At 48.7% G+C, this 16735-nt stretch carries 17 protein-coding genes; 14 read left to right on the forward strand and 3 right to left on the reverse strand.

Going from position 1 to position 16735, the window contains the following annotated elements:
- Positions 1-119 precede the first annotated feature (119 nt).
- The 4 genes from HI950_RS24375 to HI950_RS24390 are packed head-to-tail and all read left to right on the forward strand — an operon-like array spanning position 120 to position 5343.
- Entirely contained in the window at positions 120-1274 is a 1155-nt protein-coding gene (locus HI950_RS24375) for a type III polyketide synthase (protein WP_169088396.1), read from the forward strand.
- The gene (locus HI950_RS24380) at positions 1267-2007 is read left to right on the forward strand and encodes a methyltransferase domain-containing protein (RefSeq protein WP_169088398.1); all 741 of its coding nucleotides are present in this window, start codon (positions 1267-1269) and stop codon (positions 2005-2007) included. Before HI950_RS24375 ends, HI950_RS24380 begins: the two co-directional genes overlap by 8 nt.
- A 1-nt stretch (position 2008) precedes the next feature.
- Positions 2009-3154, forward strand: a complete 1146-nt coding sequence (locus HI950_RS24385) for an NAD(P)/FAD-dependent oxidoreductase (RefSeq protein WP_169088400.1) — start codon at positions 2009-2011, stop codon at positions 3152-3154.
- 32 nt (positions 3155-3186) lie between these two features.
- The gene (locus HI950_RS24390; protein WP_223285479.1) at positions 3187-5343 is read left to right on the forward strand and encodes an MMPL family transporter; all 2157 of its coding nucleotides are present in this window, start codon (positions 3187-3189) and stop codon (positions 5341-5343) included.
- 53 nt (positions 5344-5396) lie between these two features.
- Here HI950_RS24390 and HI950_RS24395 read toward each other — a convergent pair whose 3' ends face one another.
- The gene (locus tag HI950_RS24395) at positions 5397-6458 is read right to left on the reverse strand and encodes a ParB/RepB/Spo0J family partition protein (protein WP_169088402.1); all 1062 of its coding nucleotides are present in this window, start codon (positions 6456-6458) and stop codon (positions 5397-5399) included.
- Positions 6459-6713: 255 nt separating this feature from the next.
- Between HI950_RS24395 and HI950_RS24400 the strand changes: the two genes are divergently transcribed.
- The 4 genes from HI950_RS24400 to HI950_RS24415 all read left to right on the forward strand — a co-directional run bounded on the left by HI950_RS24400 (position 6714) and on the right by HI950_RS24415 (position 10853).
- Positions 6714-7385: a hypothetical protein gene (locus HI950_RS24400; protein ID WP_169088404.1), complete on the forward strand. Its 672-nt coding sequence runs from the start codon at positions 6714-6716 to the stop codon at positions 7383-7385.
- Between the two features lie 160 nt (positions 7386-7545).
- Positions 7546-8352 carry an AAC(3) family N-acetyltransferase gene (locus HI950_RS24405; RefSeq protein ID WP_169088406.1) on the forward strand — a complete coding sequence of 269 codons (807 nt, stop codon included), beginning with the start codon at positions 7546-7548 and terminating at the stop codon, positions 8350-8352.
- A gap of 223 nt (positions 8353-8575) precedes the next feature.
- Positions 8576-10333, forward strand: a complete 1758-nt coding sequence (locus tag HI950_RS24410; RefSeq protein ID WP_169088408.1) for a methyl-accepting chemotaxis protein — start codon at positions 8576-8578, stop codon at positions 10331-10333.
- A 22-nt stretch (positions 10334-10355) separates the two neighbouring features.
- Entirely contained in the window at positions 10356-10853 is a 498-nt protein-coding gene (locus HI950_RS24415; protein WP_169088410.1) for a GNAT family N-acetyltransferase, read from the forward strand.
- Between the two features lie 59 nt (positions 10854-10912).
- On the opposite strand, the gene HI950_RS24420 is transcribed toward HI950_RS24415, so the two are convergent.
- Positions 10913-11581 carry an AlkZ-related protein gene (locus HI950_RS24420; protein WP_169088412.1) on the reverse strand — a complete coding sequence of 223 codons (669 nt, stop codon included), beginning with the start codon at positions 11579-11581 and terminating at the stop codon, positions 10913-10915.
- A 260-nt stretch (positions 11582-11841) separates the two neighbouring features.
- Here HI950_RS24420 and HI950_RS24425 point away from each other — a divergent pair, with 260 nt between their 5' ends.
- The 5 genes from HI950_RS24425 (at position 11842) to HI950_RS24445 (ending at position 14884) form a co-directional block, all read left to right on the forward strand.
- Positions 11842-12150 carry a hypothetical protein gene (locus HI950_RS24425; protein ID WP_169088414.1) on the forward strand — a complete coding sequence of 103 codons (309 nt, stop codon included), beginning with the start codon at positions 11842-11844 and terminating at the stop codon, positions 12148-12150.
- Between the two features lie 18 nt (positions 12151-12168).
- A complete protein-coding gene (locus tag HI950_RS24430) occupies positions 12169-13059 on the forward strand; it encodes a copper amine oxidase N-terminal domain-containing protein (protein WP_169088416.1) in 891 nt (296 codons plus the stop codon).
- Between the two features lie 112 nt (positions 13060-13171).
- Entirely contained in the window at positions 13172-13555 is a 384-nt protein-coding gene (locus HI950_RS24435) for a VOC family protein (protein ID WP_169088418.1), read from the forward strand.
- 29 nt (positions 13556-13584) lie between these two features.
- Complete coding sequence (locus tag HI950_RS24440) at positions 13585-14046, forward strand: GNAT family N-acetyltransferase (protein ID WP_169088420.1); 462 nt, start codon at positions 13585-13587, stop codon at positions 14044-14046.
- 70 nt (positions 14047-14116) lie between these two features.
- Positions 14117-14884: a spermidine synthase gene (locus tag HI950_RS24445; RefSeq protein WP_187768162.1), complete on the forward strand. Its 768-nt coding sequence runs from the start codon at positions 14117-14119 to the stop codon at positions 14882-14884.
- A 60-nt stretch (positions 14885-14944) separates the two neighbouring features.
- Here the strand turns inward: HI950_RS24445 and HI950_RS24450 are convergent, their stop codons facing one another.
- Positions 14945-15430, reverse strand: coding sequence for a DinB family protein (locus HI950_RS24450; protein WP_169088424.1), 486 nt, complete (start codon positions 15428-15430; stop codon positions 14945-14947).
- Positions 15431-15546: 116 nt separating this feature from the next.
- Here HI950_RS24450 and HI950_RS24455 point away from each other — a divergent pair, with 116 nt between their 5' ends.
- A complete protein-coding gene (locus HI950_RS24455) occupies positions 15547-16494 on the forward strand; it encodes a helix-turn-helix transcriptional regulator (protein ID WP_169088426.1) in 948 nt (315 codons plus the stop codon).
- Positions 16495-16735: the final 241 nt, after the last annotated feature.

Consider the following 16735-nt stretch of genomic DNA (forward strand, 5'->3'; position numbering starts at 1 on the left):
AAATGAATGGGAAAGACTGTAATTTTTGCGAACATATTAGGGAGACGCACGGAATAGACTGGTTTAAAGCAGAAAACTTGTCCGTTTAGGTTTATCCAGAGAGGATGGGATTTATTAATATGACGCAAATGAATTCGAATATTGCTATTTTGGGCATCGGAACGGCTGTGCCGCCTCATTTGGTGGATCAAGCCGATACGGCCCGGAGATTAGTAGATGCGTTAAGAGACAGGCCCGACTCCGCCCGCTGGGGGAGAAGGATCTTCAAGCAATGCGGCGTGGAAAGCCGTTATACGTGCGAGCCGAATCTGCTTGCGGAAGCGGCTGAATGCCGCTACTTGCCAAGCGCCTCGCCGGAGCATGCGCCTTCGACGTCCGAGCGGATGGGCATCTATAAGCGGGAATCGGTTCCGCTTGGACTACTCGCGGCAAGACAAGCCTTAGCCGATGGAGACGTCGAGCCTGCTGCCATCACGCATCTAATCACCGTCAGCTGTACCGGCCAATTTCTGCCGGGCATGGATGCCGCTATCGTGCAGCAATTAGGACTTGCTCCTACGATAACCCGCATTCCGCTTAATTTTCTAGGCTGCGCCGCCGGCCTCAAGGCCATTGGACTGTCGCGTCAAATCGTATCGAGCGATAACGCCGCCCACGTATTAGTTGTATGCGTGGAGCTTTGCACGCTGCATATTCAGCCATCAGGCGACCGGGAATCGTTATTCGCCGCTTCCTTCTTCGGTGATGGGGCGTCCGCCTGCGTTATTGGCTCGGCCAAGACGCATGACAAGCCGGTATTCCAGCTCGGTCAGGAGCGTTCCGTCCTGCTTCCGGATTGCGCCGGAGAAATGGTATGGGAGGTAGGCAATCACGGCTTTGACCTCTACCTGTCTCCGCATATTCCTAAGCTGATCGGCGACTTCATCCCCGCAGAGGTAGAACAGCTATGCGGCGAGGAACCACTGGAATTATGGGCGATTCATCCGGGCGGCAAGGGCATCATCGATATATTGCAAAGCAAGTTTGGCCTTACCGATGAGCAAACGGCTCATAGCCTTGGTGTTCTGAGGGAATATGGCAACGTATCCTCCGCTACGATCCTCTTCGTGCTTCACGCGATGAGAATGCATTTGCTCGAAATAGGCTCGGATACAGTTAGCGGCATCGCGTTGGCATTTGGGCCTGGCCTTACAGCCGAAATGATCAAGATCGCTTATGTTCCGGCAGCGATCGCGAAGGAGCAGGATCAGCAGGCGGACGGAGCTTATGTCTAAGGGCCTGCGATTTCGGGCGTCAGCGGCGGAAATGATGGATGATTTCTCCATTGGTGGCAGTGAGCTGCGCGAAGCGCTAAGGCAGCTTCGCCTCCTGAATCGCATCTTTGTCGCAGCAGCCCCGACGCTGCATGGGGTCAAGCAGCTCTGGGAGAAGGCGGATAGGCCGAGAAGCTTGTCTATTCTGGATATCGGAGCGGGCTCCGGCGACGTGAATCGGGAGCTGCTGAGCTGGGCGGACGAGCAAGGGATTCAGCTTGCAATTCGGCTGGTGGATTTAACGGAGGAGGCATGCGAGGAAGCAAGGCTTTTCTTTCAAAATGAGCCGAGGGTGCAGGTAAGGCAGGGTAATTTATTTGCGCTGCCTGAAGGAAGCGCGGACATTGTGACGGGCACGCAGTTTCTGCATCATTTTGACGAGGAGGAGCTGCCAGTTGCAGTTGCGAGCATGCTGAAGGCATCCAGGCTCGGGATCGTCATCAATGACATCCATCGCCACTGGATCGCTTGGGCAGCGGTATGGCTGACGACCCGGATGATTTCGTCCAATCGGTATATTTTGAACGATGGTCCGCTGTCGGTGGCTAAGGGATTTCGTGCGGATGATTGGAACCGTCTCGGGCAGCGGCTTGGAATTCCCGCACTTTATTACAAGTGGAGGCCCCTGTTCCGATACGTCGTTGTCATTGATAAGAGGCAAATAAATAATAACCCAATCGACGGAGTGAGATAGAATGACACGTATTCTTGATGCGGCTGTTCTGGGCGCTGGCCTCGCCGGGAGCAGTCTTGCCAAAGCGCTTGCGGATAAGGGGTGGGAGACGCTGCTGCTCGATCGCCAATCCTTCCCAAGGCATAAGGTATGCGGGGAGTTTCTCTCGCCGGAATCGCAGAGCACACTTCATGCACTCGGAATCAACGAATCTATAGCGGGGCTTGGACATCGTGAAATAGAGCGGATTCGGATTATTTTTGAAAATGGGGCCGAGATAGAGCTTTCGCTTCCCGGCAAAGCTTGGGGGCTCAGCCGATATGCGCTTGATTCCGCTCTTCATATAGCCGCAATGCAAGCAGGCGCAAGACTTCAAACGGGAGCAACGGTGACGGCTGTTCATAAGGCGGATAATGGCTATATTATCCACGCGAAGCAAGGCGGGAAGGCTTTCACCTTTGAAGCGCGAGCTGTTATTTCGGCGATGGGAGCGAGCCAGCGTTCGGGGCTGCCAGGCAATCGAAGCTCAGCCTCTATTAAGAGCTCATACATAGGGGTGAAATCCCATTTTCGCGGCATTGCTATGGAGCCGGTCATCGAGCTTTATTTTTTTCGCGGCGGCTATTTGGGGTTATGTCCCATTGAAGGCGGACTCGTGAATGCGTCGGCACTGCTTGAGCATGAGACTGCCGTACATGAGGGGAAAACGATACTCGCCATCCTAAACGGGGTCGCGAAGCGAAATCCGAAGCTGAGTGAGAAGCTGATGCACGCTGTGCCCGTTATAGGCTCGCAGGCGGCTGTTGCGCCTGTCTATCTTAATCGCAAGCCGCTGGCCTGGGATCAGCTGCCGCTCCTTGGCGACGCGATGACGATGATTCCGCCTCTTTGCGGAGACGGCATGTCGATGGCGCTGCGTTCGGCGGCTATCTGCGCGCCGCTTGCAGACAGCTATCTGCGCGGGAGCCTTTCGCAAGCAGACTGGCAGCATACATACTCGAAGGAGATCAACCTTGAGTTTAAGCGGCCGCTGCGATGGGGAAGCCTTCTGCAATGGCTGTTTGAGACGCCTGCCTTGTCCCGCTGGCTGCCGGATGCTGCAAGACTGGCGCCAAACGTAGCGCAGGGGCTCGTACATGCGACAAGATTAAAGCCGTTCCGCCAGTAACAAGCCTATTCGGAGCCGGGAGGAGAATGTACATGAAGATGCAGAGTCTAGCACTGCTATCCTTCCGGTTTCCGCGAGCAATGATTCTATTATGGCTTATCGTGCTGCTCTTCGCTTGTTCCCATGCGTTCAGACTGGATTCCGTTCTCCAGGATCACGGCTTGTACCCGCGGGATGGCCAATATGAGCAGGTGCGTCAAATGCTTGCTGCCGATTTTAAATGGCCGGATGCGCCAGTTATGCTGCTTTTCGAGAAGGCGGATGACCTATCGAATTCACGATTTCGCTCATTTATCGAGCAGACGCTGCTTCAGGCAAGAGAGCTTGACGGTTTGACCGGGCTAGTCTCTCCGCTTGAGCGGCAGGGAATGCTGAAGGGCAATCATGCCTATGCGCTTCTATCATTCAGCCATCCGCCTTATCGGATGCAATCGACGCTTGATCAGATGGATCATCTATTGCCCTTACATAACGGCATATCGATCAAAGTGACTGGCAAAGCGGTCGTACAAGCCGATGTGAATGAAGCGAGCCATTCTGATTTGGCCAAGGCTGAGCTGATTGGCATACCGCTTGCCTTCATCATATTATGGCTAGCATTTCGAAGCTTCGCTGCTGCGTTGATCCCTATTGTGATCGGAGCCACTGGCGTGACGATTGCAATGGGAATCATGTATGGGCTCGGTACGAGGCTGGAGCTTTCTAATTTTGTGTTGAATGTCATTCCGATGGTGGGGCTCGCTCTTAGCATCGATTTTGCGCTTATGGTCATCAGCCGGTTCCGGGAGGAGCTCAGAGAAGGCGTGACGCCTGCCGAGGCGCTGTCTCAGACGATGAGGACAGCGGGCAGAGCAGTATTCGTATCGGCGGCTAGCGTCTTCTTGGGTTTGCTAAGCTTCGTCTGGATTCCACTTCCGATGTTCTCTTCCATTGCGCTTGGAGCGATGACGGTAGCAGCCGTCTCCCTGCTGTTGTCGTTCACGCTTCTGCCCGCACTTCTTGCGCTTTGTTTGCCTGCTATGCGTGCGGATAAAATGCGTGCGAGGGCAGCCAGCAGCCCAGCTGCATGGGGGAGAGTCGCTCGCTTCGTGATGCGTCGACCAGCTGCTATAGTCCTGCTCGCAGGCGGCGTGCTAGTTGCCTGCTTGCTGCCGCTAAATGGCATGAAGGTTGCTATTCCAGATGAAACTTCCTTGCCGCATAGCTACGATTCCCGAATGGCGGCTGAAGCTTATCGCACTAATTTCGAGCTGCCTTCTGCATCTAAGGTTTGGGTCATAGCAGAGGGTCATGCACAGTTTAAATCGCAAGCGGACTGGACCGAGGCCTATGCGCTCGCGAAACGTCTTGAGAACGATCCAAGCGTCATGAAGGTGAATTCCGTATTCTCAGAGCTCCGCCTGCCGCCCGAGCGATTGCTGGCAATCTCTTTGAAGCCGCTGCAAAAAAAGAAATACGAAGCGGCGCTGCAGCCTTTTTTGAAGGATAACCGAATGCTGCTGCAGGTGACGATAGCAGGCGAACCTTCCTCAAGCGCAGCGAGGAATTGGTTAAAGGAATGGGAGAAGCGTGGGGAAATGTCACCTTTGACCTTCTCGCTCGGAGGTGAAGCAAAGTATGAGCAGGAAGTGTTCGATCGTATCTTTGGCAGCCTCCGCTATGTGCTCCTCTTTCTGTTTATATCGAATTTCATCGTGCTTTTTTTCGCCTTCCGCTCCGTTCTCATTGCGATAAAGACGATTCTATTAAATCTTCTAAGCATAGGAGCTTCCTTTGGCATCTTGGCGTGGATCTTCGAGGAAGGCCGGCTTGGGATGGAGCCGAGCAGCATCGCCGTCATGATCCCCGTCTTTATTTGCGGTCTCGTATTCGGCATCAGCATGGACTATGGCGTATTTCTCGTATCGCGCATCTATGAGGAATATCGCAGAACAGGCAGCAATGAACAGGCTGTAATGAAGGGTCTGGCCTCGGTCAGCAAAATCATTACATCGGCAGCAGCCATCATGATTGCGGTCACTGCTCCGTTCGCACTTGGCGAGGTAGCCGGGGTGAAGCAGCTCGGCATCGGTATTGCGACAGCTATATTCATTGACGCAACGATTATTAGAATGCTGCTGGTGCCTTCTTTAATGAGCCTTCTCGGAAAATGGAACTGGTGGGCGCCAAGCTGGCTGAAGCCGCATTGAAAAAAGGCTGCTTCCCTGTCGCGTTGACTTGGGGAGCAGCCTTTCTAGATGTATTATTCCGCTGTAGAAGCAGCCTTTGAGCTCGCGCGCTCACGAACCATTTTCCATTCAGCTAAATGCTTCTCCAATTGGTCGATCAGCGATTCAACGCCTTGGATGAACCGGGCTTGCTCACCCGCTTGGATCGTTTCAACGGATTGAAGCATTTCTGTGGACAATGGCCTGTGGGCGGGAAGAGAGCTTGCCAGCTGCTGGAGAACAAGCTCAATGGAAGCGGCTGGGGAAGCTTGTTGATTCCCCTTATGCGCTTCTATAGCATCCTGCTTCTCCGGCTGCTCTTGCACAGCCTGCTTCTCCGCTTTTGGTGCGCTCGCTTTAGGCTCTGGGGCTGGCTTGGCGCGCTCCGCTTTGTTCTGCTCATGGGTCGACCAGGTCTCGATCAGACCGCTGCCGGTCTTAAAGAGCAGCTTATCCTTGGTGCTGTCCGAAATCGTTTTATCTTTGAATAGCTTCGCGATTTTTTTCACGTCGCTCACGGGAAGCTCGTCTCTAGCAACGATAAGCGCCAGCGGGTCACGATGCTCGATAGGCAAGTCCTTGAGTGGCAGCAGCTGATCCTCGGTCAATTTGTCCTTCTTGATCTCCGTACCGCTGACGATCAGCTTCTTCACGGCATTGCCGAACTTCAGCAGCTCGCATTTGTTTTTGATGTAGGATTCAGGCTTGCCCAGCTTGCCGGACAAAAACTTGGTCGAGCTTCTGAACTTCGGATCGTTCAGCAGCTTATTGAACGCTTCTGCCTCTTCGATGGGAGAGAAGCCCTCGCGCGTCAAATTTTCCGCGATTTGCTCCAAATAAATTTCCATCTCGTCCGTAACGGTGGAAACGATGCATGGAATCGTAGGCCGCCCGAGCATTTTGCTCGCCTTGTACCGGCGGTTGCCATAAATGATTTTATAACGCCCGTTGCCTGTCGTTCTCACTTTAATCGGCGAGAGCAGGCCAATCTCATCGATGCTTTTCATTAATTCCTGCAGCGCTTCCTCGTCGAACTGATACCTAGGCTGATCGGTATCCTCATCAATTAAATCCGTAACAATTTCAATGATATCCATTTGAGATCTCCTTAAAAGTTTTGTGTAGCAAAACTTGCTTCGAAAGCATACGCTTTAGTTTTGAGAAGCAAAACTTGCTTTATATATGCTAAGTCCTTTGAAAGTCCGAAGTCCGATGTAGACCTAGTCTATTATATATCAAGGGCGGAAATGAGGAAACGATAGGGAAGCGTTGCGAAATGCTTGGCATTTATGGAAGGGATTGAAACATATCATTAGCGGCGAACGTCAACAGTGGATAGGGGGTGGCGAGTTGTGAAACGTATAGCCGGAATCATGATCTATTTGCTGGTAGGCCTAGCATTAACTAGCTGCAGCTCCAAGCCGTATGGCGAATACAAGGACGATCAAATGATAGGTTTTATAAGTGGTATAAATGAGCAGGACAAAATTATCGATTTTGACATTTCGGAGTGGATGAAGCGCGATGAGCCGGGACCGGCTATCGCTGATTGGGGTGCATCCTATGAAGCTCACATTCTTCCGGGCACTTCTATCAGCAATGAAGTAGGCGAACGGTTGGGATGGAGCGATTTGAAGCAGGGGCAGAAGGTGCAAATTAATCCGTCGCAGGCTGAGAAGGTAACGGATACGCCGGATAAGCTCATTATTTTGACGATGTCGAATGAAGAACTATTGAAGCGAGCAGGCTATCTGGCCGGCCAAAAAGGAAGCTACCGAACGATTGTTGTATACGAAAGTGGTCAAGCTGTACCTTTAGAGACGGATCTGCTCGAGAAGGATGCAAGTGTCATATTTCAAGGCGGATACACCATCGCGGAGTACAACCCAAACTACGTGCTGGATATTAAGCGAGCCTTCGGAATTAAGGCATTTCCTGTCTTTCTCGTATTCGATACAGAGAAGCTCGTACTGCAGACGGATCAGCCCGAGGCCGTTGTGTCTTTTATAGAAGCTCAGAGATGAGTCGCTCATCATACGGGTAGAGTATCACAGGAGAATGTCACAGGAGTATGATCAATCACGCTGCTGCACTTTCTGCAATGTACGCTGGAAATAGCTTTTATCGCAGCCCTCCAATGCAAGTTTAGTCATATTAATAGAATAAAGATTGGTTGTGATACATATGGAAGAAATAAAAGGGGATTTATGGACGGTAGAAACCTTGAAATCGGATTTCACGAAGCTTGGCGTCACGCCAGAGATGACGGTGATGATGCACTCCTCGATGAAGGCGCTGGGCGGCTTTGTGGTTGGCGGGCCGGTTGGCGTTATTTTGGCGATAGAGGAATGCCTCGGCAGCAGCGGCACGTTAGTCATGCCGACACACACGGGTGACCTTTCCGATCCAACTAACTGGCGATTCCCTCCCGTTAGAGAATCATGGTGGGAGCCGATAAAGGAATCGATGCCCGCATTTGCGGCGGATCTTACTCCTTGCAGAGGCATGGGAGCCATTAACGAATGCTTCAGAAAACAAAACGGAGTTGTGCGGAGCAGCCATCCACAAGTTTCATTTGCCGCTTGGGGCTCAAGGAAAGAGTTCATCACGGCCAATCATAGCTTGGCATACAGCCTGGGTGAGCAGTCTCCCTTGGCAAAACTTTATGAGGCGAAGGGTTGGGTGCTGCTGCTAGGCGTTGGCCATAATCGCAACACCTCTTTGCATCTGGCTGAGTATCGTGCGGACTACGAGGGCAAAGCGGAAATCATCAACAAAGCGCCAATACTCGTCGAGGGCGAGAAGCGGTGGGTTGATTTTCAAGACATCGATTTTGAATCGGATGATTTTGATCGGCTTGGCGAAGCCTTTGAACGGGAAACGGGCTTGGTTCGGAGAGGGAAGGTAGGCGATGCAGACGCCATGCTCATGCCCGTGACGGAGCTTGTCGATTTCGGCGTAAAATGGATGGAAGAGAATCGAGGCTGTTAGCCGCAAGAGGCTGATGTCCTCTCAGTGCTCCATCAGATGGAATCATTCTATTACACTCATGTAACGTGTACAAAGAACTATATATACAGGGTATAAAGTTTGAAGTTTTCATCCCTAATGTCGAAAAATGGTGGTATGATGAAAAATATAGCAAATTATATCATCAGCCCTAATTTACTAGAGCGACATGTGAATGGCAAGGGCGCAGAGGGGAAGCCAGGGAATGGTAACAATATTGAGAAAGCATCTAATTGTCCGTATTTTGTGTGCGATGGTCGGAGTGATGATATTGATTGCAGGAGGCTACATCGGCACTCAAGTTGCACAAACCAAATCGGCAGTTGAAGAGGCGATTAACAGCTATAATATGCGGATTGGGGAGAGCTATGCTGCTACGCTCAAGACCGATCAATTTGCTGAATTTCTCAAGCAGCCGCAGGAAACGGAGCTGTACTGGTCGCTTCGCCAGGAGCTTAGCCAATTCCGTACGAAGATAGGTGCCCGTTACGTCTATTTTGTTCGTTTCGATGAAAATAGAGTACCGCGAATTATGATAGACGGACTTCCAAAGGATGATAGCTCAGCATCACCCATTGATGAAGTTACAGATATGCCGCCAGCGGCGGCTGAGCAAGTTTTTGCCGGAAAAAACGCAAGCTCTCCGCTTATTGAAAACCCGTTATACGGCTCTTATTTATCTGCTTATGTACCGCTGAAGGATGCTAGCGGCGCTGTTGTTGGTGCGCTTGGCATCGATACGGATGCGGCTGTATTTCAGCAGCTTGCTTCGGACGTGATTTGGGATAGCTTGCCTCTCTACATCATGATGCTCGTTGTCACCATCGTATTGATTGGAGCGATCGTATGGTTTGTTAGGCGTTCACTGCTGCCGCTGAAGACCGTAACAGTCAGCGCGGAGAAGATGGCTGTCGGAGATTTGGCAGAGGCGAATATGATTTTGCAGGCAAAGCCAGTCAAGTCCATCGATGAAATCGGTACCGTGTACAAGGCGATGCTCACCATGTCCGAGCATTTAAAGGAACGGGTACGCGGGGTAGTCGTCAATGTCGAGAAAACCTCGGAGCAGCTTGTCATGTCCTCGCAAACCTTTGCGAGCCACGCCGACCAGATGCTGCAAATGGGCGAGACCATGAATGGCTCTGTTCAGCAAATTTACGAGGGAGCGCATGTCCAGAAGAAAAGCGCGGACGATAGCGCGTTTGCGATGGAAGAAATCGCACAGGGCATTGTAAGAATCGCGGAATCGTCATCGACCGTCTCCGGCGCAGCTGTAAAGTCACTGGGAATCGCACAATCGGGCGAATTCGCAATGAAGCAGCTAAATAACCAGATCAGAAGCATATCGGAATCTGCCAATCAGACACTGGATGTAGCTAGGCAGCTAAATGGCTATACAGGTGAAATTGGACTTGTAATTGGTTCGGTTCGCGAATTTGCAGATCAGACGAAGCTTCTGGCATTAAACGCATCCATTGAAGCGGCAAGGGCAGGGGAGCATGGATCAGGCTTTATGGTTGTAGCAAACGAGGTGCGCAAGCTGGCAGATGCATCCGCCTCCTCCGTACAGCAGATTACAGAGCTGTTAGGCCACATTGAAGCATTTTCAGAGAAAATTAGCGATGAGATGGAGAAAGCCTCGAGGGAAATCGGCGAGGGTGTTACTTTATCTGGAGAAGCCGCGGAATCGTTCGAACATACGGTGGAATCGTTCCGCCTTGTAAGCGAGCAAATTATAGAGGTGTCCGCAACAACGGAGCAATTGACTGCCGGCTCCGAAGAGGTCGCTGCCACAGTAAGCAGCATCGCCCATATCGCAAGCGGAGTATCCGAGATGACGGAGCAAATTCAAGAGCTAACCGCTAGGCAGCTGGGCATGATGAAGCAAGTGCATGATGCATCAGCCGTACTCAGCGCAAACACGAAGGATATGAGACAGGCTATCGCTCAGGTTAATGTATAACGCGTGGAGAGGAGAAGTGAAGATGGGCCATTTAGTATTCGAAGAGGTTCAGGAAGAGCATCTGCCCTGGATCAGAACGATTTATAATTACTACGTCCAAAATTCGACCATTTCCTTTCATACGGAGCCGCTCGCTTTGGACGAGATTCGGGCAAACGTGATGCATCCTAATCCAAGGTACAAATCCTACGTCATTTTAGAGGAGAGTGAGCTTAAGGGCTACATTTTAATCACTCAGCACAAAAACAAGCAAGCCTACGATGTGACGGCCGAAGTTACGATTTACCTCGACCCCGCTCAACTGGGACAAGGAACAGGGAGCAAGGCTATTGCCTTTCTGGAAGAGCAAGGACGGGCGAGCGGCTTCCACGTGCTGATCGCAACCATCTGCACTGAAAATGAAAGAAGCATTCGCTTGTTCGAGAGACATGGCTATATGAAGTGCGCTCACTTCAAAGAGATAGGCTGCAAGTTCGGACGGAAACTGGATATTGCCAGCTATCAGAAAATAATAAAATGAAATCAAAAAGGGAGATGCTTATTAGTCTAGGCTAATAAGCATCTCCCTATATTTTTCGGCTATTCGTCCAGACGCAGCTTCTTATTCAAATATTTTAATGCCTTCTCCGTGCAAACCTCGCTCAGCTCCGCTTTGACGAATGCTCTTACTTTTGCTAGATCGTCTGTCGCAGGCAGCTCTTTGCCAAGCGTTACGCGCAGCCAGTGGTCGGAGCTCTCAAAGCACATGCTGCTCCATCCGCCCTCGAAGTCGCTTTCCTGTGCTCCGGTGATGACAATATCCGCGAAGTTCTGAAGCTCGACCAGCGCTCGATCGTAATCCTTTTTTTGCTCCTTGGCTGTAAGCTGGCTTTCTTTGCGCAATAGACGCGAATCGATATTGCCGGCTTCCTTAATGATATGATAAATATTTTTTGCGTGCTGTGACATGAGACCGCTGCTATATCGCTCATCCACACCTTTTCCCAGCGTCAGCAGCGGCTGAATGTAAGGGAACAGGTCAATATGAATAAAGGATAATTTGCTGCCAAAAAACTTGCCGTATGCCGCATGCTCATCCTTTACGATTTTGACGCGCCAAAGCCATGGATCCAGCTCTGTATCTGTATGCCAGTTGTCACTGGGGACGACCGACGTGAGGGAAGGATGCTCGGGAATCAAATCGGAAAAAGGAAAAATCTTATATTGGCCAACAAGCTTTACGAACTCCGGATACGTAGAAATACTCATGCGATCACTCCTAAATATGGACTACTGAATCTATTCTAGTATTATCCATAATTATCCTTCCTCACACCATAAGCAGTGTGATCACCAAGATCGCAATTTGTTTAATGGCATACATCGTTTATGGTCTGAAACCTTTAATAATCCTTAATTTGGGATGAAAGAAACTTTTTGCTGATTGAAACCGTCTTAAGCGATATCTGACAAAAGGGAAAGGCGACTCGAATGAAATAATCAAGGGCGTTTTTGGAGCAAATGCTCCTGTGCAAAATTATTTTGCATGGGAAGGAGAGGCCGTTATCCCTTTCTTGAAGATCGACACTGGCCATGCTAAGGAAGTGGATCTAGATGGGGATGGAACGATCGAAATCGTAGCTACGCATGGAGCCCCGATGGCCTCATCTATTTACAAGCGGGAGAATAACGGGTTTTTTGCCAGCAGCGTGAATGAAGCGCTTGATGTGGAATCGGCATGGCTGCTAGCGGATAATCGGTTCGAAGTGCAAGAGAAGGTAGGCGCCGCTGCGGAATGGTATCGGTACCGATCAGGTGAATGGATTGCAGAAAAATAACTAAGGGAGGCAATTGATATGAAAAAGTGGAAAAAAGCGGCAGCAGCTGCAGTGATCGTAGCAGGAGTGCTGTCAGCAGGCACCTCAAGCATGGCAGCGCCAGCTAAGCCGTCGAAAATGTTCATTAACGGATTGTATCAGCAGGATGTATTGGTTGTTAACGACAGAACGATGGTTCAACTCCGAGCCTTTAACGACCCTAAATCCTTTATTTATTCCTATGAGACAGCAACAAAAACAATTATCATCGAAAATCCAGTTAAGAAGATGACGGTACATTTGAAGAACGGATCAAAAACAGCGGAAGTAAACGGAAAAAATGTGAAGCTTGATGCCCCTGTCACCGTGAAGGCAGGACGGACATACATCCCTGTTCGTTTTGTTACCGAGACGCTCGGCGGTACGGTTGATTATGACAACAGCGCAAAATATATCATTGTCCGGACTCCGACCGGTGAAGAGCAGTTTAAAACACTGAAAAACGGTGACCTGGAGAAAGCGCGCGAGCTTGCGATCCGTATTACTCGAGTCAATAACGGCACTGAGATAGAGCCATATGGCGAAGGCTTCTCAACTACCTACACATTCCCTAAGGGCGAAGCGCTTCGCTATTTTATTTCGTATAAAGGGTTAACTACTTATGTGGAAATTAACGCTAAAGGTATTGCTGAGATTAAGTGGCAAAAGGACACCTTAGGCAAAAATGGCGAAGCAGGCAAGGAGCCGAAGCCGTTTGGCGAATCAGTCATTTTCTCGGATAACTTTATGGCAGATATGGTGACTTATGGTACAGTGGACAGCGCAGGTAAATATACGGAGCTGGGTGTCATTAATCGCTATGAAAATAAAGAATATGCGAATGTCATCATTATGCCGATCGAAGGCGAAGTGCGGACAGACGCAAAATAAGTTTTGCGGAATTAGCGGAGCAGGAAAGATAGATTCCTGTTCTGCTTTTTTTTGATCGTTTAAGCCTTTCTTGTTAGACTAGACTTGTACGCCATCTAGGGGGAGTTTTATTATGATTATTGATCGATTGGATCATCTTGTCCTCACGGTCCAGAACGTAGCGGCATCATGTGATTTTTATAGCAGGGTGTTAGGAATGGATATTATTGCTTTTGGTGAAGGCAGAAAAGCGCTGCAATTCGGACGTCAAAAAATAAACCTTCATCAATTAGGGGAAGAGTTTGAGCCGAAAGCAGCAAAGCCGGCTGCGGGATCAGCGGACCTATGCTTTATTACAGAGCTGCCTCTGCCTGAAGTGATTCGGCACTTGGACGAATGCGGCGTGTCTGTTGAGGAAGGCCCTGTTTCTAGAACAGGAGCGGTCGGCAAAATCGAATCGGTTTATTTTCGCGATCCTGATTTAAATCTGCTGGAAGTGTCCAATTACGTGGAATAGTTGAAGAATCGAATATTGGAGGAACAGCCTTGATTAAAAAAATGGATATTACAAATCCTGTTTTAGCTGAGAGCCTATTAAGCATTCAAATCCCATCTTATGAGGTGGAGGCTGCATTAATTGATTTTTATGAAATACCGCCCCTAAAGGATACAGTGGACTCTCTTCTCCTATGCGAAGAAACCTTCTATGGTTATTACATAAACGATGAGTTGTGCGGGGCTATCGCTATAAAGGCAGAGGGCAGCGAGATCGATATCCATCGAATGATGGTTCATCCTAATCATTTTAGAAAGGGTATCGCCAAAAAACTGCTTCATTTCGTTGAAAATCTTGATGGAGAATATAGCAGCATCATCGTATCGACGGGCTCCAAAAATACGCCAGCTATCCATTTATACACACAAAGCGGCTTTTTGGAAACAGGTGTGATAGACATCGAAGAACGGCTGTCGATCACGAGCTTTAAGAAGATTCTTCGGCAAGGATAACGTAGGAGCATACGTAGATAGGTACATCATAAATAAATTTGAATGACAGGAAATGCATTGCCTAAATGGGCTGAAGGAGATCGATTGCTTGCATCGCTTGGCTAAGGAATTTAGTATGTCTCAAGAGATTTCAGTTTATGACGCTAATCATTTATATGGGGAGATTGGAAAATACCGTTTTTTGCAGTTTTCAGACGATGCGGTGCAAGGAGCAATAGATTTGAAGGATACGAAGCGAATCGTGCTCGAATATCCGAGAGCCATTATCCATTTGATGGAGTATAACGACCCGTCGTTCGAAAGATTGTTTATGATCGGTCATGGCATCGGAACGATTGCCGGCCATTACTCTGACAAACAAGTTACAGTAGCGGAAATTGATGAAAAAGTAGTGGAGCTTAGCAGGCAGTTTTTTGATTATCGCCGCGATAATGTTGTGATCGGAGATGGACGTCTGATTCTGAGCAGGGAAGAGCCCGATTCTTTTGATTATATTGTTTTGGACGCCTTCACCAAAGAGGGTACTCCTTTTCATTTAACGACGATGGAGTTTTTCAAGATGGCGCATGAAAAGCTCAATGCCAGGGGATCCATCATTATGAATTTAATGGGAAAAGCCAAAAACGATAAATTAATGAATGCTATTTATACGACGCTAAAAGAAACGTTTGCATACGCCAAAGCTTTTTCGCTGCCTGGCAAGGATGTGTCAGATATTCGAAATATCATTGTTGTCGGAAGCAACAAAGCAATTGATTTCCAGATGCGAGCGATGGCAGGCTTTATTGAGATTGAGCTTGACCCCGGACATGTGATGAAGGACAGGCAGGTTTTTTAGCATAAGCTATGAACGTAAAATACGGCTCTCTCGCATTTTTAGCGAGCAGAGCCGTTTTTTTTAGTACAAATCGAACATGTTGACTTCGTAGCCTTGTGTTTTCAAATACGTGAACAACTGCGCACGGTGATGCTGCGCATGGGTTGTAATTTCAATCAGCCATTTCGCTTGGACCGAGCCATGCTCCAAATAAAACGGTTTTGTTTTTTTATGAAGAAACTCCTCTTCGGGCAGCTCTTCCATATATTTTCTGACTTGATCCATGCCAGAAACCATCCATGCGATCAAAGCTTCTTTGTCGTTATCAGCAGCAATATCCGCTTCGAGCTTGCGAATGACTGGTTCACTGCTTTCCTGAAGAATCAGCAAATCAGATGAAGGAACAGATACGAGATGCTGGGCCAGCTCAAGGAGCGACCTCATATTTTGCCGAGGTCTGTAATCCCAGTGCTCGGGCGAGATTTTGCGGATTAAGTTAGAAGATGTCTTAATGATATGCTCCAATTCCTCGAGTAATAATGCTTTGATTTCGTTTACGGCTTGCATGTGCTTCACTCCTCATTTTTTTGGATTAACGCAGTAATTCAACTAGGCTCGTTTTTTATTGTAGCGTATAATAGTGACAAGGATTGTCATAAATATGAAAATAACGGAGTACGATAATGTCCAAATCGAAACGATTGATGGAATTGATGATGACCGTTAACAGAAAACGCAAGTTTACGGTGAAAGAGCTTGCGAATGAGTTTGACGTGTCAACCCGAACGATATTAAGAGACTTGCAGGAGCTGAGCGAGCTGGGCGTGCCCTTGTATTCGGAGGTAGGACCACACGGCGGCTATCAGGTGCTTAAGGAAAGGATTTTACCTCCCATCGCATTTACGGAGGAAGAGGCGGTCGCTATATTTTTTGCGAGTCATGCTTTGCGCCACTATACGTATCTTCCTTTTGAGAATGAGGCTTTATCAGCATTGAACAAATTTTACTTTTATATGCCTGGCGATGTGCGGGATCGTATCGATCAGTTAAAGAACCGATTTGATTTTTTTACACCTGAGAGGCAGGTGAAGTCTCCTTATTTGTCTATTTTGCTCGAAGGAGCTATAGAGCAAAAAATTGTTCTCATCGAATACGATTCAAGGGAAGGACATTCGAGCCGTCAAATACAGCCGATCGGCGTATATGCAAGCAATGGTTTATGGTACTGCTCTGCCTATTGTTTTCTGCGTGCTGAATTCCGCTTGTTCCGATGCGACAGAATTCATTCGGCTGTGTATGATGCTTCTGGCTTGCAGCCACTGGATCTTCGCCATGTTCACCTTGGCAATCAAGATGAGTTTTACCAGAAGGAACAAGAGTATATTCCACTTTATGTTGAGCTTAGCAAGGAAGGCGTTCAGCGCTGCGAGTCTGAGTTATGGCCGTCGCCCAAGCTTTATACGCATATGGATGGTACGGGCCGCCTGGAAGGCCACGTAAGGAAGATAGATCTTCCGTTTTTTGCGAAGTTCTTTGTTGGCTTGGGGAACGAGGCCACAGTAAAAGAACCAGTAGAACTAGTGGACCGTATGAAGCGTCTTCTTTCCGAGATCATGGCGAAATATGTTTAAGAGTTATAACGGATAATGGTATAGGAGCAGGTACGGTCTTGTAAGATGTTTTTAGTAAGCAATTAATGCATTTGAATGTGTTTCTTCTAATAAAGGCTTTAGTTGGCGGAAGAACTGATTCTCTGGTGTAGGTGGGTGGAGCAAAAGAATATTAAATTAATTTTAAAAAACACTTGCAATACTGGGCGAGTACATGGTATATTCTTATTCCGGCCAAGAAATACACCGGAACGAAAGAAAA

It is taken from the genome of Paenibacillus sp. PL91 (assembly GCF_012935325.2).
GTDB lineage: Bacteria > Bacillota > Bacilli > Paenibacillales > Paenibacillaceae > Pristimantibacillus.

Coding starts and splice junctions, on each gene's coding strand:
- HI950_RS24395 (WP_169088402.1), bottom strand. CDS start 6,458: ATGGATATCATTGAAATTGTTACGGATTTAATTGATGAGGATACCGAT.
- HI950_RS24430 (WP_169088416.1), top strand. CDS start 12,169: ATGAAAAAGTGGAAAAAAGCGGCAGCAGCTGCAGTGATCGTAGCAGGA.
- HI950_RS24390 (WP_223285479.1), top strand. CDS start 3,187: ATGAAGATGCAGAGTCTAGCACTGCTATCCTTCCGGTTTCCGCGAGCA.
- HI950_RS24405 (WP_169088406.1), top strand. CDS start 7,546: ATGGAAGAAATAAAAGGGGATTTATGGACGGTAGAAACCTTGAAATCG.
- HI950_RS24410 (WP_169088408.1), top strand. CDS start 8,576: ATGGTAACAATATTGAGAAAGCATCTAATTGTCCGTATTTTGTGTGCG.
- HI950_RS24380 (WP_169088398.1), top strand. CDS start 1,267: ATGTCTAAGGGCCTGCGATTTCGGGCGTCAGCGGCGGAAATGATGGAT.
- HI950_RS24455 (WP_169088426.1), top strand. CDS start 15,547: ATGTCCAAATCGAAACGATTGATGGAATTGATGATGACCGTTAACAGA.
- HI950_RS24375 (WP_169088396.1), top strand. CDS start 120: ATGACGCAAATGAATTCGAATATTGCTATTTTGGGCATCGGAACGGCT.
- HI950_RS24415 (WP_169088410.1), top strand. CDS start 10,356: ATGGGCCATTTAGTATTCGAAGAGGTTCAGGAAGAGCATCTGCCCTGG.
- HI950_RS24450 (WP_169088424.1), bottom strand. CDS start 15,430: ATGCAAGCCGTAAACGAAATCAAAGCATTATTACTCGAGGAATTGGAG.
- HI950_RS24435 (WP_169088418.1), top strand. CDS start 13,172: ATGATTATTGATCGATTGGATCATCTTGTCCTCACGGTCCAGAACGTA.
- HI950_RS24420 (WP_169088412.1), bottom strand. CDS start 11,581: ATGAGTATTTCTACGTATCCGGAGTTCGTAAAGCTTGTTGGCCAATAT.
- HI950_RS24385 (WP_169088400.1), top strand. CDS start 2,009: ATGACACGTATTCTTGATGCGGCTGTTCTGGGCGCTGGCCTCGCCGGG.